This is a genomic window from Kineococcus sp. NPDC059986 (assembly GCF_040702905.1).
In the GTDB taxonomy this organism is placed as follows: domain Bacteria; phylum Actinomycetota; class Actinomycetes; order Actinomycetales; family Kineococcaceae; genus Kineococcus.
The window spans coordinates 33,020-48,871 of record NZ_JBFBND010000032.1 but is presented as its reverse complement, the minus strand read 5'-3'; the positions used below and the strand labels follow the sequence as shown (position 1 = coordinate 48,871).

Here is a 15,852-nt window from a genome sequence, read left to right as displayed (position 1 = left end):
CCGGTGGGAACACCACTGCCTCCTCGACCACTGCTGCCTCGGCCACCGTCGTGCTCGCCGGGGAGAACGTGGCCGTGCTCCTGCACGGCAACCTCATCACAGTGGTGCGCCCCTCGGGGAAGACGACCTACGCCCAGTCGTTCGCCAACGTGACGAACGCCGTGGCCATCGGGACCAAGGTCTACTTCGGCCACTCCCAGGGCATCGCCTCGTTCGACATCGTGGGGGCCACCCTGGCCAACGTGTGGACCCAGCAGGCCGGGATCTCCCCGGTCATCGGGTTCGCCAAGAGTCGGTTCATCGCAGCGATGGGTCCCAAGCTCTACGAGCTGCCCCTGGTCGGCGGGGCACTGGGTACCGCCACCCCGCTGTACACCCACCTGGACCCGGGCTTCCAGTGGACCGGCATCGCAGATGCCCCCACGGCAGTGCTGGCCTGCGGCTACTCCGGTGGTCGCGGGCTGGTCTACCGGATCACGCTGGCCGCGCCGCAGGACGGGGGCACGCCCAAGCTGTCGTTCCCCGAGCAGATCGCTGAGCTTCCCCCGGGGGAGACGGTCCACTCGATCCACAACTACCTGGGGAACTTCGTGGCCCTGGGCACGGCCCGGGGGATTCGCATCGGGACGTTCGGGGAGTACAACTCCACGTTCACCTACGGCCCCCTGACGGTCGAGACGAGCCAGCCGGTGCGAGCCCTCACGGCTCGGGACCGGTTCTGCTACGCCGCGATCACCAACGGGATCCTGGGCCTGAGCGGGGCAGTCCGCATCGACCTGTCCCAGCAGACGGCCGAGGGCCGGTACGCCTGGGCCTACGACGTGCAGACCCACGCGGCCGGGACGGCCAGCTCGATCGCCTTCACGGGTGACCGGGTGGTCCTGGGCCTGGACTCCTGGGGCCACTACGTCCAGTCGGCCACGGCCTACGAGGACCGTGGCTGGATCACCTCGGGGAAGATCCGCTACGGCACCAGCGAGAACAAGAGCTTCCGCCTGGCCAAGGTGGGGGCGACGACCAACTCCGGGACGGTCACCCTGTTCTCCCTGACCGAGGCGGGGGAGCGCAACGTCCTCGCGCTGACGGACGCGACCAACCGGCGCGATGACATCGACATCTCGGCCTCGATCGCACCGACCGAGTACGCGGCCTTCCGGCTGCAGCTCGAACCCAGCACGGCCAACCTGGGGACCCCGGTGGTCGAGGTGCTCAGCATCAAGGCCCTGCCGTCCGTGCGACGGCAGCGGCTCGTGCAGTACCCGCTCATGTGCTTCGACCACGAGACCGACCGGTACAACACCCCGCACGGGGTGGAGGGTGCAGCCGCCCAGAGGCTGGCTGCGCTCGAAGAGCTGGAAGAGACGCAGAGCGCGGTGGTCGTGCAGGACTTCACGAACGGTGAGCAGTTCACCGCCGTGATCGAGAAGATCCAGTTCGTCCGCGAGACCAGCCCGCAGCGCAACCGCTCGAACTTCGGCGGCACGCTGCTGGTCACGGTGAGGAAGCTGCTGTGACCGACCTGCAGATGCTGGCCTGCGCCAAGCTGGGCCTGTCCTACTCCACCCCGTGGGAGACGCTGAGCGCCGTTCTCCGGGGCTGGCAGAGGTTGCACGGCCTGGCCGTCACGGGCGAGCTGGACGAGCCCACGGTGGCCCTCCTGGGGCCTCCTGCGACCTACGGCCTGGTGCCCCTGTGGTGGCCCCACAAGGCAGAGCAGGTTGTGGCCGATCGTGTGGGGGACGAGCAGGCGGTACGCCGCTGGCAGAGCGCCCACCGGATGGAACCCACCGGCATCTGCGACGAGCAGATGGCCATCGAGCTTGGAGACTGAGTGACTGCCGAACTGGCCAAGTACCGCAAGACGATCGTGGCTGTCGTGGCCTTCCTCGTGACGGTGGCCGCCACCCTGTTGGACGGCCACCTCATCCCGGACCAGGCCCTGCCCTACGTGAGCGTGGGCATCGCCGTGGCTGGGAGCTACGGGGTGTACCGCATCCCGAACGACCGGGACACATCGGAAGACTGACATGACGAAGGCCCTCCACCATCGCGGTGGGGGGCCTTTCGTCGTTCTGGGGTCAGTCCTCGGGGATCTGGTCCAGCGGCTTGCCGTCCATGTCCGCCCCGTGCTTGAGGCGCAGGATGGTCTCGATGATCCCGGAGTACCGGCAGTTGTTGGCGAAGGCGCGCTCGGGGTTGGTGCTGAGGATCCAGTCCAGGGCCAGTAGGCCCTCCACGTCGAGGCTGTCGAGGAACCGCTGCTCGCGGGCCTTCTCCGCGTCGATCCTCATGTGCTCCTTGTCGTGCGCCTCGCGCAGACCCTGCAGCATCGCAGCGGGGTTGAAGCCCATCTCGTCGTCGTCGCCCATGGCACGCATCCTACTCAGGGGTTGGGGGCAAGATCGAGCAGGTCTTGGGCTGCAGCTTCGAGGTCCGAGCGGGACTGCGACAGCAGGCGCGACGAGACCGTGAGCATGGCCCTGTCGCCGTTGGTGCCGGTCAGGGTCTCCTGCATCCGGTTCATGCCGTGCTCCTCGGCGTTCCAGGCGAGCTGGTTGGCGACGGCCACCAGGTGCTGGGTCCGCTCCCACAGGAGCTTCTTCTCCTCGGGGTTCATGCGCGCAACCTACTCACTCGCTCCTCGATCTCAGCGAACCGTTCCCCGGCCCGCTCCATCGCGCTGTCGTACTCCTCGATGGAACCCGGCAGGTTGTCCTGGCTCCAAATCCCCTGGGTGTACCGGGCGTCCCCGTACTGCAGCACGAGCTGCAGGAGTTCCTCGACCTCGCTCATCGCGCCTGCACCCCCGGGAGGGGAACCTCGATGCCCCCGACCATCTGGTCCTTGACCAGGTGCATGTGCTTCATGCGGGCCTTCTCCTTGGTCGGCAGGTTCTTGGCGAACATCGCCTTCCCGGCGATGGCCTTGTTCCGGGAGTTCTTGTCGATGTCCAGGCCGAGGTACTTCTCGGTCATCGCCCCCGTCGTGTGGTGCAGCATCGCCTGCACCTGGCGCAGCGCGCCGTCGTACCCGTCCTCCACTCGCACGTCGAAGAGGGCACGAGCACCAGAGCGGCGCAGCGTGTGCTGCCCCTCGCCAGCCAGGTCGCCGTCCTCCTCGGCGTACCCGGCCGCACGCAGAACCCGCTGGACGTTCCGGTAGCCCTGGGGGTGGGGACGGCTGGGCACGAGCACCGGCTCGTGGCCGGTGTGGGTCACCGTGGCCGGGACGATGAACCAGTCCTGACGGAAGATCCCCGACTGCTGGTTCTGGTACCAGAGCGCCCAGATCCGCAGCTCCTCGTCCAGCTCCTCGCTCACCGGCATGATGTCGCGCTGGCTGGTCTTCTCGATCTTGACGTGCATCTCGTGGTTCTTCATGTCGTAGTCCGACCAGCGCAGGGCCGCGATCTCCGACCCACGCAGGAAGAGGTACAGGCCCAGGGCCACGATGATCCGGTCCTTGGGGTGCTCCGCTGCGTCCAGCAGGGCAGGGAAGTCCTGCGCCGGGATGCGCAGCTTCCTCGCGGGCATGATCTTCATGGCCCGCGTGGTGCCCAGCGGATCACTGGCCGGGGGCATGTACTCGTGGGCGCGAGCCCACTTGAAGAAGCCAGCCAGGTGGTACCGGTGCTTGTTGACCGTGCTCGGTGCATCGCCCACGGAGTTTCTGTGCCCGAGGAAATCGGCAACGAGTGCAGGGGAGATGTGGTCAACGTCAACATCCCCCACACGCTCGCGCAGGTAGTCCAGGCTCTTGATCGTGGAGCGCAAAGTGGAGGCGCTGTATCCAGATGCGAGACGCTCGGTCTCGAACTGCTCGATCGCCTGGGACAGAGGGACTGTGACGGTCTCGGAGCGGCGCATGAGTAGAGACTACCAGCCCTGCACGCATCCGTCACCTAGAAGTTTTCCGCACTCATCATCGTTTCAAGTAGTTGAGACGTGTTGCGTGAGGTGTAGCATCCGTGCCACAGTGCTCTCTGTAGGGTGTGTGGCACCAAAAAGGGGGCCACAGAATCACCCGTGTGTACGCCGGGGGGCGACTAGAGGAGAGGGCCGATGGCCGCGAAAGTGATCCCTGACCAGGAAGTCGAGCGCCTCATCAAGGCAGGCTTGAACCAGGGCGAGATCGTTGACTACCTGCGCGAGAAGCACCACATCCAGGTGACGCGCAAGGCCATCTCCTTGTGGTCGCGTCGGCGGGGGATGCCCCGCCAGCGTCCAGCGACGCCCGTTGACATCATCCCTTGGAAGATCGAGCCGCAGCACCGGCACAAGCAGATCCTGACCCTGCTGCGCACCGAGGCCAAGGTCCGGCGAGGAGACCCTGTACCTCCCCGCCTTGCATCGACCTACCCACGCTGGCGCGAGATGCTCCGAACGGAGGGTCTCGTCGTGGACTACAAGCCCGAGTCCGAGGAGGGCTTCGTCTACGTGCCGCGCCGCAAGAGTGATGGAGATGCACTCGTTCGGATGCCCAAGGACATCACCGCAGCCCCCCGTTGGGAGGGGTGAGCTAGTACCGAATGACTAGCTGAACAACGCTTGCCCCGAAACCCCAGTCTCTATCCCATGAGACTGGGGTTTCGCTGTAGGTAGACCTTCCATGAGCAGAGAGTTGACAGCGTAGGATGCGTGCGTTCTACTGGTTAGGCACTCAAGGAGCCGGGGTGGGTCCGGCCGAGGAGAGCGGTATGTCGGACCCACCTGTCAGGGTGGGGTCCCGGACCCAGAGGCTTGGAAGGATCTTCCGTTGAGCACCACGAGCACTGTCGCTGTGAACGACCTGCAGGTCACCGAGCTTCGTTCGGAGGACGGCGAGCTGGAACTGGCGACGATCACCACCACCAACCCGATGGCTGGCCTGGGTGGAGGGTGCCGTCTGATCTACGTGTCCGGCACCGGCTGGACCTGCGAGATCGACAAGAGCGCCACGATCGAGGACCACGCGGACCTCGACCTCATGATGTTCAAGCTGGCCCTGGACTGGGACCAGGTAGACGACGAGGGACACCCTGTCCCCGAGGTTCCTGCCGGTGACGGCGTGGGCTTCGCCACCTACGTGTTGGAGGAACTGGCAACGTGATCGAGCTGCGTGACCTTCCCGGACACGCAAGCTACTCTCAACTCGACACCTGGTTGACCTGCGGCGAGAAGTACTGGCTGCAGAAGGCGACCACCATCCCGAACGTCCCGTCGTGGTCGTTGCTGGGTGGTAGCGCGGTTCACTCCCTGACCGAGGAACTGGACCGCGCTCTCTTCGAGCAGGGTGTAGTATGCGTGGAGGCCGAGATTCCGGCCCGCTTCAAGGAACACCTCGACCGGCACCTGCAGGAGACCCTACAGCGGACGGGGTTCACCGAGAAGGACATCATGGCCTCTGGTCGGGCCAGCAAGGCCTGGCCCAACAAGGAGAACCGGGACTGGTGGGAGCAGAACGGCCCCGGCATGGTGCTGAGCTGGATCCACTGGAACCAGACCACTCCCTGGACCATCTGGCAAACTCCCGAGGGGGAGTGGGCCATCGAACTCGAACTGGAAGTGGAGTTCGGCGGCGGTCCCATCAAGCTGGCGATTGACCGGGTGTACCAGTGGGGCTCCTGGATCATCGTCGTGGACATCAAGTCCGGCCGTGAGCCGGTCAACAACTTCCAGCTCGGACAGTACGCCAGTGCGATCGAGCAGAAGTTCGGCGTGCGCCCCTCCCACGGGGCGTACTGGATGGCTCGTACCGGTGAGCCTGGTCAGGTCCACTCCCTGGTGGACTACGACCAGCAGCACATCGACATGACCTTCCGGAAGTTCAAGCAGGCCAAGGAGATCGGCCTGTTCCTGCCCCACCCGTCCAACCTCTGCGGCTCGTGCGGTGTCCGTGAGTTCTGCTCTGCGAAGGGCAACCGCGCCAAAGAGATCCCGCGTTCTTACATGGAGGTGTAGGATCCGTGCAGTCCATCAAGGAGCGGCGCAAGGTCAACGCCCGCCAGGTCGCCAAGGTGACCGAGGCGCTGGTGGCCTGCACCGACGAACGCAAGGCAGCCACTCCCTCGGAGTGGTACCGCCTGACCCTGCGGGTCGAGGAACTCCTCGACGTGCTGTCCGACCTCATCTTCATGAGGGACCTGCTCGATGACCTCTGAGGAAGAAGAGGAGCTGTGCCGCGAGCACTTCGACTGGGTAGTTCGCTACTCCCAGGCGTTCGCTCGTCGCCAGCTCACGGACCAGTTCCACGACTGTGAGTCCGATGCCCTGTACGGGATGCTCCTGGCCATCCGTGGCTGGGACCCTGACGCAGGGGACCTGCGCCCCTGGATCCGCGCCAAGGTCTACCACCAGATGGTGGACGGGATCCGGGAACGACTGGGCCGGGTGAGGAACCCCAAGCTGGAAGAGCAGCACCGGGCCTTCAACACCCCGCTGGTCTGGTCGTTCGAGTACTCCCTGGGTTCCGGTGTGGTGGGGACCCTGGAAGAACTCGTGGCCGACCCCTCGTGGGGTCAGGAGTTCGACCGTGTGACGACGGTCGCAGACCTGGCCAGGGTGATCCCCACCCTGACCGACAAGCAGCGGGACCTGCTGCGCGCCGTGTTCTGGGAACAGATCACGCAGCTTGAGTACGCAGAGCGGCACGGCACCAGCCAGGCCGCAGCGTCTCACCTCATGAAGTTCACCCTCAACAAGATCCGCTCGTCTTACGCCGTCGCGGTGTAGGATCCGTGCATCAAGGAGTGCAGTTGTCCGACGAGTTCAACTTCCAGCTCAGCTCCAAGCTCCACACGGGCGGGCTGGTGAACATCCGGGCCGTCACGGCCGAGGAGTTCGCTGACCACCTCAAGGAGTTCGAGGGCGACCTCACCCAGCTCGTGGCCGACACCGACGCCACGCTGGTCTCCGCTTCCCGTGTCGCTGCTGGTGGCCTGACCGGTGTCCCGGTCGCGGCTCCTCCCGCTGCGCCGCAGGGCTACCAGGGTGGCTACCAGGCCCCGGCTCAGGGCGGGTTCGTCCCGCCCGCTGCGAACGCTGGTGGGGACAAGGTGCTCGAAGGCACCGACCGCTACGGCAACCGGTACTACTCCGGTCACCCCAAGGCCCCGATGACCAACCGTGGTCCGGCGCTGCTCAAGTTCGCCACCTCCCAGCAGGGCAAGCCGTACGCGGTCTTCGTGGACCCGTGCAAGGGCACCCAGTTCCGTGGCGACCGCAAGCCTGCCGACCTGTTCCCGGACGACTACAACACCGCGCGGGGGATCACCGAATGAGCCAGATCGCAGCCACGCTCGACAGCGTGGACGAGGGTCAGACCATCGTGTTCCGCACCGAGGGTCGGGTCATCGGGAACCAGGGCAACGACGTGGTCGTGCGCGTGGAGTCCCCGGAGGGACGTCCTCGGACGCACATCCTCTCCAAGGCTGACCTCAAGGCGGTCGTGCACGTCCGCCAGCAGCCCAAGGACTTCCCGTTCGGCTCGGTGATCTGGGTCGAGGTCAAGGGCCAGCCCGGGACCGAGGAGGTCGTCGTCGTCAAGAACGCGGCCGGTGAGCGGCGCTACCGCTCGATCCTCCACCCGCACAGCTACCAGGACTACGAGCTGGGCTCGGTCACCGGGGTGCCGTACAAGGCGATCGACTTCTCGGAAGACCCCTTCTGAGATGCTGACCGCCGCTCGGGCACTGCAGAAGGCCCGCAACACCGGGCAGCCTCTTCCCGAGGTGCCCGAGTTGGCAGAGCTGTACCGCAACGGGTGCAAGCCCAAGCGGGGACAGATGGTGCTGCTCACCGGGATGCCCAAGGCGGGGAAGTCCCTGCTCGGGCTCTGGTGGGTGCACAAGATGGGACTCCCGACGCTGTACGTGTCGGCCGACATGGACTCTCACGAGGCCATGACCCGGCTGTCCGCGACGGTCACGGGAACTCCCTCGGACCAGGTGGCAGAACACCTCCTGCAGCAGGGAGGGCCTGAGTTCTACCAGGACGCCGTGCGGGACTCCCAGATCCAGTGGGTGTTCGACTCGGCCCCGACCCTCTGGGACCTGGCCGACGAGCTGGACGCCTACGTGGAAGCACACGGCGTCTGGCCCGAGGTGATCGTCATCGACAACCTCATGAACGTGGTGGGGGAGTCCGACGGTGACGACCCCACCGTGGGGATGCAGGGGATCCTCAAGGAACTCCACGGCTTGGCCCGCGAGACCGGTGCAGCGATCTTCGTCCTGCACCACGTCTCGGAAGCAGTGCAGACCGACGCCACTGTCCCGGCTCCAAGACGGGGCATCCAGGGCAAGGTCTCCCAGCTTCCCGAGGTCGTACTCACGGTCGCTCTGGAACCGGCGACGAACCGTTTCGGAGTGGCCTGCGTGGCCAACCGTGGAGGTCCCTGTGACCCCACCGGCAAGAGGTTCATCAAGTTGAAGTCGCGGCCTGAACTGTGCCGCTTCGAGCACTGGACGGGGTACTGACGTGGGCAGGGCGGGTGCCAAGGGTGGCCTGTGGGAGAGGAGCATCCTCGACTGGCTGCGCAAGGACGGCTACGACGCTGAGCGTCTGCGCCTGGCGGGCAAGGAAGACGAGGGAGATCTCGTCGTCAAGGACGGCCAGGCCCAGTACATCATCGAGGCCAAGGATGTGGCCCGCTGGTCCCTGCCGGACTGGTGGCGACAGGCCGTGGTCGAGCGCGACAACTACGCCAAGCACCGAGGCCTGGACCCAGCCAACCTCACACCCCTGGTGGTCGTGAAGCACCGGGGCAAGGGCACCGGCCAGGGCTGGGTCATCACCAGCATGGAGGAGTTCTTCGTATGACCTGTGCAGTCTGCGGCCAACCGGCCACCCGCATCTGGGGTGAGGCCTGGTGCGACAAGGACTTCTTCCTCGTGCTGGCGAACAACCACCAGGACCCCGAGTGATGCGGGGGATCCCGCTCAACTCAAGCGCCGATGCGTTCTGGAAACTTGAACGCCAGTGGGAGTTGAACGTCGAGGCTCGCGCCGACGAGGACTGGGAAGAGGACCGGTGAAGCTGCCCAGGCCAGACCTGGGCCAGGTGCTGGACCACTACGAGATCCACTACGGCAAGTCTGGCAGCGGGAACCAGAAGATCCGCTGCCCTCACCCGGAGCACTCAGACCGGGACGCATCCTGCTCGCTGAACCTGGGCGAGGGGGTGTGGAACTGCTTCGCCTGCGGGGAACGGGGCGACGCCATCACCCTCATCATGCTCATGGAAGGTTTCGAGAGCGTTGCTGACGCCTTCAAGTTCGGCCAGTCGTTCGTCTCTGGAAGCCCTGGTGGCCGAGTGCCAGGACAACCTCGACGCGGCGGGATCCTATCTGGACAAGCGGGGTATCGCCCGCGCTACCGCCGAGAAGTTCCGGCTCGGGGTCGTCCCGACCGACCCTTCTCCTGAGCTTCGCCCGTTCATCGGGCGGCTGGCGGTCCCCAGCTACAGCAGGACCGGGGCCGAGAGCCTCCGGTTCAAGCTCATGGAGGGGGAGGGACCCAAGATGCTCCCCCTCCGGACGGGTGACGTGACCAGGATCTACTGGCCGCACAACCTGTTCGAGAAGACCGAGGTCATGGCCATCACCGAGGGCGAGCCCGATGCCTGGGTGGCCTGGCAGTGCGGCATCCCGGCCGTGGGTGTCGTCGGCGTGAACAACTGGAAGAAGCACCACCCCCGGCTCTTCGCCGGGTTCTCGGATGTCCTCGTGTTCGGGGACAACGACGAGGCGGGGCGGAAGTTCGCCAAGACCGTCGTCTCTGACATCCCGACCGCGCGAGCGGTCATCGTCCCGGCCGAGGGCCAGGATCTCAACGACTACTACCTGGCCCAGGGAGGGTTCAACGGTGGCACAGAAGCTGTCCGCGATCTTGGCGGACTCTGACATCGAGTACGACGTGCACCCCAAGGTGCTCGCCAAGCTGTACCGCGAGGCTGGGTGGTGGTTCCACCGCAGCGGCAAGGCCGACCACTCCGAGGTCAAGGGCCTGGACATCCACTCGGTCTTCGAGACCCTGCGCTCCGACGTGCTGAGCGGCCCGGAGATCGAGTACTCCGAGACCGCCCGCCTGCGGGTGTCCGTGGACCACCAGACCGGTGCCCCGGTGAAGACCCTTGAGTACTTCGTCCGCGTGGGCACCGAGTACATCAACGTCGAGAACGACGAGCCCTCGGCCTGGGTGCAGGACGACCTCTTCGCCACCCACCGGATCGACAACGGAGGCTACCTGTGAGCAAGCCGCTGACCCCGGACCTGCGGTCCCTGGTCTTCGACAACTACCTGGACCCCGACCTCTTCGAGGTGCGGCGCATGAAGATCCGCGTGACGGCGGACCTCATCGTGAACAAGGCCATGTCGAACGAGCAGATCGAGGCCACCTCGCTGGACGAGGTGGAGAAGCGGCTCAGCCACTTCGCCCTCGGCGGCAAGTTCAAGGTCACCACGGAGATCATCGGTGACTGAGTTCTTCGACTTCGCCACCTGGGCGATCACCCTGGTCTTCCTGGCCTACCTCTGCACCGATCGGGAGCCCCGTGCCTGAGATCATCCCAGTGATTAGTGATCTTCAAGTTCCGTACCAGGACAACCGAGCCGTGGCTGCAGTGGCGACCTTCATCGCTGACCGCAACCTCGACTCGATCTGCGTCGGTGACGCGATGGACGCACCTCAGATGTCCCGGTGGCACCGGGGCATGAAGGGGGAGTTCACCGGCACGGTGGGCAAGGACCGGAACGAGACGCTCCGAGTCCTGCGTGACCTGCGGGTCAAGCACCTGACGCGCTCCAACCACGACGACCGGTTGGAGAACTACGTCCGGCAGTACGCCCCGGCCCTCTACGGAGACCCGGAGCTGCCCGAGTACCGCTTCGAGAACTTCATGAAGCTGGACTCGATCAACTGCGAGTTCCACCGTGAGCCCTGGTCGCCGGTCCCCGGCTGGCTGCTGCTGCACGGGGACGAGTCCGGGGTGTCCCACATCCCCGGCTCGACCGCGATGGGCCTGGCCCGCAAGACCGGGATGTCCGTGGTGTGCGGGCACACCCACCGCCTGGGCCTGCAGCACCAGGCCGCAGCGTTCGGCGGCAAGGTTCTGCGCCAGCTCTGGGGCTTCGAGGTGGGCCACCTCATGGACCTCAAGAAGGCCACCTACCTCAAGGGTGGCATCGCCAACTGGCAGGCCGGGTTCGGCGTGCTGGTGGTGGACGGGAAGACGGTCACCCCGATGACCATCCCGATCAAGGACGGCAAGTTCTACTTCGACGGGAAGGTCTGGAAGGGATGAGCCCCCTGGACATCGACCACCGGTTCGACTACCACAAGCCCGACCCTGTTCGGGTCGTGCAGCACAGCCAGGTGCGGAGCGTGCTGTGGGCCGCTGCGCGTGACCTCAACGAGAACCTCCCCGAGGGCCGCGAGAAGTCCACGGCGATCACCAAGCTCGAAGAGGCCATGTTCTGGGCCAACGCAGCCATCGCTCGGTCGTGAACCGAATCGTCCCGAGGTACACCGCTGCCCTCTCCAAGAGGGACATCGAGATGTTGCAGGCAGGGCTCGACGCCCTGCGCTTCATCCACCCGAACAACAAGGACTACCGGGACCACCTCTTCGCGTACTTGGAGAACCTGACCAGATGAACGCCTTCGAGCGGCGCAAGCCCTTCCGGATCTGGATGAGCCGGACGACGGGGGAGTGGTACATCGCTGCCCCCGGGAACGTGGTGGGCATGGCCCCGACGTTCCGTGCTGCCATCGCCATCATGGACGCCTGGCATGACCGCCGTCGCTGAGCTGGTGGAGCAGGCCGCTCGCAAGGTTCATCGGGTCTACCGCGAGGTCGAGCTGGATGACCTGCGCCAGGAGGGACACCTGTGGTGTCACACCCACCAAGAGCGGATCGAGCACCTGCTCGACCGGTACCCCGGGCGACTGCGGGCCGAACTCAAGAAGCACATGGGCGCGTACGCCGAGCGGACGCTGCCCCTGGTCTCCGGGTTCAAGCCCGAGCACCTGGACTACTACCGGGTGGCCATCGTGGAGATGGCCCTGACCGAGATCCTGCACAACCTCCGAGGGCACCAGCCCGAGGGGGAGTGGGGCCAACTCGTGTCTCAAGTGAGGGTGGCCTACCAACTCGCCGGCCTGGGGCCAGAGCTGGAAGAGCCACTGCTCCTGCGCTACGCGGCCTGCCTGCAGATCAAGCAGGTGGCAGAGCACATCGGGTTCTCCTGGACCCACACGCAGCGCCTGATCTACCGGGCGCTCAAGGCCATCGCGGACCAGCTCGACGTGGAGGACTTCCTCCGCACCAACGGCCTGGTCCTTCGCGCCCCCTCGCGGGGCACCTTCCCAGAGGAGACCTCATGAAGTGGTCCGTGCGTGTGCCCACGCTGTGGCCCCTGTCCATCCTGGCCACGCTGGCCCTGGTGCTGGCCAAGGTGACCGACCACCTGGACTGGGCCTGGATCTGGGTCCTCGCGCCCCTGTGGGGCTGCTTCGCCCTGGTCCTGGTGTTCTTCGTCGTCCTACTCTTCTCGCTGCCCCTGGTGGCCCGCAGGCTGCTGCGATGAGCGCCGAGCTGACGCCCACCGAGCAGGAGATCAACTGGTGGACGGAGACCAAGGACCGCTACGACGAGGCCGAGGCCCTCGTGGGCTGGCTGGACGAGTACATCGCGGGTGACCGCGACCTCATCATGCGAGCCAGCCGCTACGCGGACCCCTCGGTCGAGATCACCTCGCACCTGCAGCAGATCCGCGACTCGATGGTCTGGGTGTGGGGGATCGGCGTCGGTCAGAGCTCCCCGGCCTTGGCCAAGTAGCGCATCTCGCGCAGGTCGTCTCGCATCTGCGCGAGCAGCAGGCGCTCAGCGAGACCCTCGACCCCCAGGCCGATCTCGAACTTCATCGCGGCTCTGGGGGTCACGCGGACCCGGCCACTGAGGATGTAGGAGAACGTGGAGTGGGGCATCCCGCACAGGGTTGCGATCTCCCGCGTCGAGCCGAGACCGTCGAGCAGTTGCTTCAAGATCATGGTGACAGGGAGAAGTTCGTGGAACGTCCGAGCTGGGACCGCTGGGCCATCGGCCTGGCACAGGCTGCTGCTCTCCGCAGCGACTGCCTCCGGAGCAAGGTCGGCGCTGTCATCCTCGACAGCAACCACCGGGTCGGGAGCGTTGGCTACAACGGCTACCCGAGCGGCTCTCCGGTCTGCGGCAGCCAGCCTGGCGGCTGCCCGCGCGGTCGCCTCGGGGTCGAGGTCTTGCCCCCCGGCAGTCCGTACACGGGAGAGGGCGTCAACCACCCGTGCCGGGCCGTACACGCCGAAACGAACGCCGTCCTTCACTGCGAGCCTGTCCGCAGGCACACGCTCTACGTCACGCGGGAGCCGTGTGACGGGTGCTGGGCTCTTCTTGCGGGCTCTGGCCTTGCGCGTGTCTGCTGGCTGGGTAGTTCCGGGCTTCTCAGTTCCCATCTGTTCATGGGGTAGGACCCCCCGGCTGCGCAGGAGCCGCACTGCCCCCATCACCGAGGTCTCGCCACCATCCATCGTGACCCGCGCGATCTTCTTCCCGTCGCGGTAGACGACGGCTTGGTTCGAGGTGCGCTCGACTTCGAGTCCATAGGGTTTGAGGATCGAGCCGAGCTGTTGGACCGACTTCCGATGCGTGCTCATGGTGACTCCTCGTAACGGGGTGATCGCATCTTCTCAGGTTCGACGTGGGATGCGCGAGAGGGGCGGGTCTCACAACAGGAGACGGTGGCCCAGGCCAGTCGAGCGTGTCCCTCGCCAGTGCCAACTCGCCTGCGCGGTTCCCGGCCAGGACGGCCGAGGAACGAGGTCGTGCTGGGGTTCTCGGAGCGGAGCGGAGCGCCCCCTACGGGGGCACTCGAAGAGCGTCGTGCTGTCGTCAAGGCACAACCTCGCCTGCGTCCACCACGGCTCCGCTCTCAGAGCCGCAGGTCACCAACCAACGTCGCCCGGTCCTAGTCGGGCATCAGGGTGTTGCTCATCAACGAGGGTTAACCCTGGCCTCCTCGGGCAGGGCAGGGTAAGGTGTCCACTGACTCGTCAGCCGCCAAGCAAGAGTCAGTGGTTCCCCGGAGTCCCTAGTACCGGGCCACCCCCCTCGGGGGGCGCACTACGACACAGCGTCGTGTCGGGAAGTTCGCTGGACCTAGCCGGTCGCACCCCCCTTGTCGGGGGTCTGGTGCATGATCTCTCGCATGTCGAGAGGATCTGGGGCCACCGGCAGCCTGCAGGGCAGGAAGTCGCTCAAGGCCAAGAAGGAGCTTCCCCCGGTGGATCCGTCCACCCTGACGCCCGAGGCATTGGCGCAACGCGAGGCGTACCGGCAGGAGGAAGAGCAGCGGAAGGCGAGAGCCGTCGCAGCGCAGGCCGCAGCAGCAGCGCGCGTCGAGCGGGCGGACAGAGGGAAGCGAGTGATCCGCGCAGACCTGGCAGTCAAGCGGCGCGTCTGGTAGGCGCTGCGAGCCGATCCACGTACACTCATGAGTAGCACCTGCCGATCACTCCGATTGGTCTGCGGGTGGAAGGCCTCGGTGTTCTCAGCACCGGGGCCTTCGCTATGTCTCCGGTGAACCTAGCGGATCATCACGCCATGTGTGGGATCCGGTGCACACAGCGGTGTGTCGCACCTCTCCCCCGGCCTTCTGACGGGTGCATGAGTATGACTCTACTCAGGCACGGATCATGGTGGGGGAGAGGCGTCAGGCCCGCTCGTAGTCCTCCCAGCGGAGCTGGGCCTTGACCTCGTTCACCGTGGCCTCGTGACCCAGCAGGGCCGTGGCCTCGTCGGGCCAGCGGCCGATGATGTCGTAGCCCTTGGTGGGCCGCTTCACGGCGGTCTCGAAGATCCGAGGCCGGGAGTCGAACAGGTCGTGGTCCAGGCCGTCCCAGATGGTGGTGACAACGGCGTCACCCACCTCGGTGCGGGCTACGCGCCGGTAGCCCTTCCAGTTCTCGAACAGCCAGGCCCAGCGCCAGGCCGGGATCGGTCGGCCCCTGCGGTCGTACTGGGTCACCACCCCGGCCCGGTCGAGCGGGGCCATCACCTCCCGGAGCTTGCGCTTGAGGCGGCGATGCTTGAACGCTGGACTGCTCACACCTTCTCCTCCTTGGACGGGTCACCATCGGGCCTACGTCGCCCGCTCAGCGGGTGCCGGTGCCAGCCGGTGGGCTCGTCCTCCTGAGCCGGGTCCCAGGCCTCAGCGGCCCGCACAGCGGCGTACACGTCGTGGTAGCACCAGCGGTCGGTGTAGAAGTCCGCGAAGCCACCGGCCCAGACGCCGTGTCGGACGATGATGGCCGCTGTGAAGATCAACGGGTGGACCATGACGTGCAGGTCGTCCACGACCTTGATCGTCCAGATCCGGCCCTCGGGATCCCAGGGGTAGTCCAGGTTGTGCAGCACCTGGGCGTCGATGCGGGTCATGCCGACCAGTCTGGTCGCTGCTGACCCTTGCGCCGGTACACCAGGTGCGGGTCGCGCTCTGCGTCGGTGACCTGAGCCATCGGAGGCTCGGGACGCTCGTCCTCGTCCTCCTCGTCGGCCGCGTCCATGCGGGCCTGCGTCTCAGCCTCAGCGTCGAGGTCACGGCTCACGAGGAAGTCGCGCCGGGGCGCGAGCACCGTGGCGTTGCGTCCGGCGAGGTCGAGGATCTGCTCCTCGCAGTCGTCGGTGGCCACCGCGAACTCTCGGGCGTAGTACCCGAGTTCGTCGGCCACACTGCCCTCGATCTGGTCACGCTCGACCCAGCGGTCGAGGTCCATCTGCAGGCGAACCACGAGCTGGCGAAGCCGCGCGGTACCCATCTTGTCTGCCACCACGGTCTCCGA

At 66.2% G+C, this 15,852-nt stretch carries 30 protein-coding genes; 23 read left to right on the top strand and 7 right to left on the bottom strand.

Translation table 11 applies throughout. From position 1 onward, the window contains the following. From AB0637_RS19800 to AB0637_RS19790, 3 genes are all read left to right on the top strand, one after another. The coding region (locus AB0637_RS19800) for a hypothetical protein (protein ID WP_366174407.1) at nucleotides 1–1,514 on the top strand (1,514 nt) is incomplete at its 5' end. Beyond that, nucleotides 1,511–1,831, top strand: coding sequence for a hypothetical protein (locus tag AB0637_RS19795; protein WP_366174406.1), 321 nt, complete (start codon nucleotides 1,511–1,513; stop codon nucleotides 1,829–1,831). The genes AB0637_RS19800 and AB0637_RS19795, both read left to right, overlap by 4 nt. Beyond that, complete coding sequence (locus tag AB0637_RS19790; RefSeq protein ID WP_366174405.1) at nucleotides 1,832–2,026, top strand: hypothetical protein; 195 nt, start codon at nucleotides 1,832–1,834, stop codon at nucleotides 2,024–2,026. A gap of 52 nt (nucleotides 2,027–2,078) precedes the next feature. Here AB0637_RS19790 and AB0637_RS19785 read toward each other — a convergent pair whose 3' ends face one another. The 4 genes from AB0637_RS19785 to AB0637_RS19770 are packed head-to-tail and all read right to left on the bottom strand — an operon-like array spanning nucleotide 2,079 to nucleotide 3,662. After that, complete coding sequence (locus AB0637_RS19785; protein WP_366174404.1) at nucleotides 2,079–2,369, bottom strand: hypothetical protein; 291 nt, start codon at nucleotides 2,367–2,369, stop codon at nucleotides 2,079–2,081. A gap of 14 nt (nucleotides 2,370–2,383) precedes the next feature. Further along, nucleotides 2,384–2,617, bottom strand: a complete 234-nt coding sequence (locus AB0637_RS19780; RefSeq protein ID WP_366174403.1) for a hypothetical protein — start codon at nucleotides 2,615–2,617, stop codon at nucleotides 2,384–2,386. Next, nucleotides 2,614–2,793, bottom strand: a complete 180-nt coding sequence (locus tag AB0637_RS19775) for a hypothetical protein (RefSeq protein ID WP_366174402.1) — start codon at nucleotides 2,791–2,793, stop codon at nucleotides 2,614–2,616. Before AB0637_RS19775 ends, AB0637_RS19780 begins: the two co-directional genes overlap by 4 nt. After that, nucleotides 2,790–3,662 carry a site-specific integrase gene (locus AB0637_RS19770; protein ID WP_366174401.1) on the bottom strand — a complete coding sequence of 291 codons (873 nt, stop codon included), beginning with the start codon at nucleotides 3,660–3,662 and terminating at the stop codon, nucleotides 2,790–2,792. Before AB0637_RS19770 ends, AB0637_RS19775 begins: the two co-directional genes overlap by 4 nt. A 399-nt stretch (nucleotides 3,663–4,061) precedes the next feature. Between AB0637_RS19770 and AB0637_RS19765 the strand changes: the two genes are divergently transcribed. The 20 genes from AB0637_RS19765 (at nucleotide 4,062) to AB0637_RS19670 (ending at nucleotide 13,482) form a co-directional block, all read left to right on the top strand. After that, entirely contained in the window at nucleotides 4,062–4,517 is a 456-nt protein-coding gene (locus tag AB0637_RS19765) for a hypothetical protein (protein WP_366174400.1), read from the top strand. Between the two features lie 262 nt (nucleotides 4,518–4,779). After that, entirely contained in the window at nucleotides 4,780–5,088 is a 309-nt protein-coding gene (locus AB0637_RS19760; RefSeq protein ID WP_366174399.1) for a hypothetical protein, read from the top strand. Next, nucleotides 5,085–5,939, top strand: a complete 855-nt coding sequence (locus tag AB0637_RS19755; RefSeq protein WP_366174398.1) for a PD-(D/E)XK nuclease family protein — start codon at nucleotides 5,085–5,087, stop codon at nucleotides 5,937–5,939. The genes AB0637_RS19760 and AB0637_RS19755 overlap by 4 nt, the downstream gene beginning before the upstream one ends. A gap of 5 nt (nucleotides 5,940–5,944) precedes the next feature. Continuing rightward, entirely contained in the window at nucleotides 5,945–6,139 is a 195-nt protein-coding gene (locus AB0637_RS19750) for a hypothetical protein (RefSeq protein ID WP_366174397.1), read from the top strand. Continuing rightward, nucleotides 6,129–6,710: a sigma-70 family RNA polymerase sigma factor gene (locus tag AB0637_RS19745; protein ID WP_366174396.1), complete on the top strand. Its 582-nt coding sequence runs from the start codon at nucleotides 6,129–6,131 to the stop codon at nucleotides 6,708–6,710. Before AB0637_RS19750 ends, AB0637_RS19745 begins: the two co-directional genes overlap by 11 nt. 23 nt (nucleotides 6,711–6,733) lie before the next feature. Beyond that, the gene (locus AB0637_RS19740; RefSeq protein WP_366174395.1) at nucleotides 6,734–7,258 is read left to right on the top strand and encodes a hypothetical protein; all 525 of its coding nucleotides are present in this window, start codon (nucleotides 6,734–6,736) and stop codon (nucleotides 7,256–7,258) included. Further along, entirely contained in the window at nucleotides 7,255–7,647 is a 393-nt protein-coding gene (locus AB0637_RS19735; RefSeq protein ID WP_366174394.1) for a hypothetical protein, read from the top strand. The genes AB0637_RS19740 and AB0637_RS19735 overlap by 4 nt, the downstream gene beginning before the upstream one ends. 61 nt (nucleotides 7,648–7,708) lie before the next feature. Then, nucleotides 7,709–8,455 carry an AAA family ATPase gene (locus AB0637_RS19730; protein WP_366174393.1) on the top strand — a complete coding sequence of 249 codons (747 nt, stop codon included), beginning with the start codon at nucleotides 7,709–7,711 and terminating at the stop codon, nucleotides 8,453–8,455. A gap of 1 nt (nucleotide 8,456) precedes the next feature. After that, nucleotides 8,457–8,798 (top strand): hypothetical protein, encoded by a 342-nt coding sequence (locus AB0637_RS19725; protein ID WP_366174392.1) that lies wholly within the window; start codon nucleotides 8,457–8,459, stop codon nucleotides 8,796–8,798. A gap of 159 nt (nucleotides 8,799–8,957) precedes the next feature. Beyond that, nucleotides 8,958–9,401, top strand: a complete 444-nt coding sequence (locus tag AB0637_RS19720) for a CHC2 zinc finger domain-containing protein (RefSeq protein ID WP_366174391.1) — start codon at nucleotides 8,958–8,960, stop codon at nucleotides 9,399–9,401. Continuing rightward, nucleotides 9,283–9,879, top strand: coding sequence for a toprim domain-containing protein (locus AB0637_RS19715; protein WP_366174390.1), 597 nt, complete (start codon nucleotides 9,283–9,285; stop codon nucleotides 9,877–9,879). Before AB0637_RS19720 ends, AB0637_RS19715 begins: the two co-directional genes overlap by 119 nt. Beyond that, entirely contained in the window at nucleotides 9,842–10,228 is a 387-nt protein-coding gene (locus AB0637_RS19710; protein WP_366174389.1) for a hypothetical protein, read from the top strand. Before AB0637_RS19715 ends, AB0637_RS19710 begins: the two co-directional genes overlap by 38 nt. Continuing rightward, a complete protein-coding gene (locus tag AB0637_RS19705; RefSeq protein ID WP_366174388.1) occupies nucleotides 10,225–10,458 on the top strand; it encodes a hypothetical protein in 234 nt (77 codons plus the stop codon). Before AB0637_RS19710 ends, AB0637_RS19705 begins: the two co-directional genes overlap by 4 nt. 131 nt (nucleotides 10,459–10,589) lie before the next feature. After that, complete coding sequence (locus AB0637_RS19700; RefSeq protein ID WP_366174387.1) at nucleotides 10,590–11,279, top strand: hypothetical protein; 690 nt, start codon at nucleotides 10,590–10,592, stop codon at nucleotides 11,277–11,279. Then, complete coding sequence (locus AB0637_RS19695; protein ID WP_366174386.1) at nucleotides 11,276–11,482, top strand: hypothetical protein; 207 nt, start codon at nucleotides 11,276–11,278, stop codon at nucleotides 11,480–11,482. The genes AB0637_RS19700 and AB0637_RS19695 overlap by 4 nt, the downstream gene beginning before the upstream one ends. 145 nt (nucleotides 11,483–11,627) lie before the next feature. Continuing rightward, nucleotides 11,628–11,783 (top strand): hypothetical protein, encoded by a 156-nt coding sequence (locus AB0637_RS19690; protein ID WP_366174385.1) that lies wholly within the window; start codon nucleotides 11,628–11,630, stop codon nucleotides 11,781–11,783. Then, nucleotides 11,767–12,360 (top strand): hypothetical protein, encoded by a 594-nt coding sequence (locus AB0637_RS19685; RefSeq protein ID WP_366174384.1) that lies wholly within the window; start codon nucleotides 11,767–11,769, stop codon nucleotides 12,358–12,360. The genes AB0637_RS19690 and AB0637_RS19685 overlap by 17 nt, the downstream gene beginning before the upstream one ends. Beyond that, on the top strand, nucleotides 12,357–12,563 hold the full coding sequence (locus tag AB0637_RS19680) for a hypothetical protein (protein WP_366174383.1): 207 nt from the start codon (nucleotides 12,357–12,359) through the stop codon (nucleotides 12,561–12,563). The genes AB0637_RS19685 and AB0637_RS19680 overlap by 4 nt, the downstream gene beginning before the upstream one ends. Beyond that, nucleotides 12,560–12,814 carry a hypothetical protein gene (locus AB0637_RS19675; RefSeq protein WP_366174382.1) on the top strand — a complete coding sequence of 85 codons (255 nt, stop codon included), beginning with the start codon at nucleotides 12,560–12,562 and terminating at the stop codon, nucleotides 12,812–12,814. The genes AB0637_RS19680 and AB0637_RS19675 overlap by 4 nt, the downstream gene beginning before the upstream one ends. Then, nucleotides 12,769–13,482 carry a deaminase gene (locus AB0637_RS19670; protein ID WP_366174381.1) on the top strand — a complete coding sequence of 238 codons (714 nt, stop codon included), beginning with the start codon at nucleotides 12,769–12,771 and terminating at the stop codon, nucleotides 13,480–13,482. Before AB0637_RS19675 ends, AB0637_RS19670 begins: the two co-directional genes overlap by 46 nt. 1,241 nt (nucleotides 13,483–14,723) lie before the next feature. Here the strand turns inward: AB0637_RS19670 and AB0637_RS19665 are convergent. From AB0637_RS19665 to AB0637_RS19655, 3 genes are read right to left on the bottom strand one after another with little or no spacing between them, the layout of a single operon-like run. Next, nucleotides 14,724–15,119 (bottom strand): hypothetical protein, encoded by a 396-nt coding sequence (locus tag AB0637_RS19665; protein WP_366174380.1) that lies wholly within the window; start codon nucleotides 15,117–15,119, stop codon nucleotides 14,724–14,726. Beyond that, nucleotides 15,116–15,448, bottom strand: coding sequence for a hypothetical protein (locus AB0637_RS19660; RefSeq protein ID WP_366174379.1), 333 nt, complete (start codon nucleotides 15,446–15,448; stop codon nucleotides 15,116–15,118). Before AB0637_RS19660 ends, AB0637_RS19665 begins: the two co-directional genes overlap by 4 nt. Continuing rightward, nucleotides 15,445–15,840 (bottom strand): hypothetical protein, encoded by a 396-nt coding sequence (locus AB0637_RS19655; protein WP_366174378.1) that lies wholly within the window; start codon nucleotides 15,838–15,840, stop codon nucleotides 15,445–15,447. The genes AB0637_RS19660 and AB0637_RS19655 overlap by 4 nt, the downstream gene beginning before the upstream one ends. Nucleotides 15,841–15,852 lie beyond the last annotated feature (12 nt).

What these genes read in the sequence shown, in the direction of transcription:
- AB0637_RS19675 (WP_366174382.1), top strand. Translation starts at nt 12,560, where the DNA reads ATGAGCGCCGAGCTGACGCCCACCGAGCAGGAGATCAACTGGTGGACG.
- AB0637_RS19680 (WP_366174383.1), top strand. Translation starts at nt 12,357, where the DNA reads ATGAAGTGGTCCGTGCGTGTGCCCACGCTGTGGCCCCTGTCCATCCTG.
- AB0637_RS19695 (WP_366174386.1), top strand. Translation starts at nt 11,276, where the DNA reads ATGAGCCCCCTGGACATCGACCACCGGTTCGACTACCACAAGCCCGAC.
- AB0637_RS19780 (WP_366174403.1), bottom strand. Translation starts at nt 2,617, where the DNA reads ATGAACCCCGAGGAGAAGAAGCTCCTGTGGGAGCGGACCCAGCACCTG.
- AB0637_RS19690 (WP_366174385.1), top strand. Translation starts at nt 11,628, where the DNA reads ATGAACGCCTTCGAGCGGCGCAAGCCCTTCCGGATCTGGATGAGCCGG.
- AB0637_RS19775 (WP_366174402.1), bottom strand. Translation starts at nt 2,793, where the DNA reads ATGAGCGAGGTCGAGGAACTCCTGCAGCTCGTGCTGCAGTACGGGGAC.
- AB0637_RS19685 (WP_366174384.1), top strand. Translation starts at nt 11,767, where the DNA reads ATGACCGCCGTCGCTGAGCTGGTGGAGCAGGCCGCTCGCAAGGTTCAT.
- AB0637_RS19765 (WP_366174400.1), top strand. Translation starts at nt 4,062, where the DNA reads ATGGCCGCGAAAGTGATCCCTGACCAGGAAGTCGAGCGCCTCATCAAG.
- AB0637_RS19660 (WP_366174379.1), bottom strand. Translation starts at nt 15,448, where the DNA reads ATGACCCGCATCGACGCCCAGGTGCTGCACAACCTGGACTACCCCTGG.
- AB0637_RS19735 (WP_366174394.1), top strand. Translation starts at nt 7,255, where the DNA reads ATGAGCCAGATCGCAGCCACGCTCGACAGCGTGGACGAGGGTCAGACC.
- AB0637_RS19745 (WP_366174396.1), top strand. Translation starts at nt 6,129, where the DNA reads ATGACCTCTGAGGAAGAAGAGGAGCTGTGCCGCGAGCACTTCGACTGG.
- AB0637_RS19785 (WP_366174404.1), bottom strand. Translation starts at nt 2,369, where the DNA reads ATGGGCGACGACGACGAGATGGGCTTCAACCCCGCTGCGATGCTGCAG.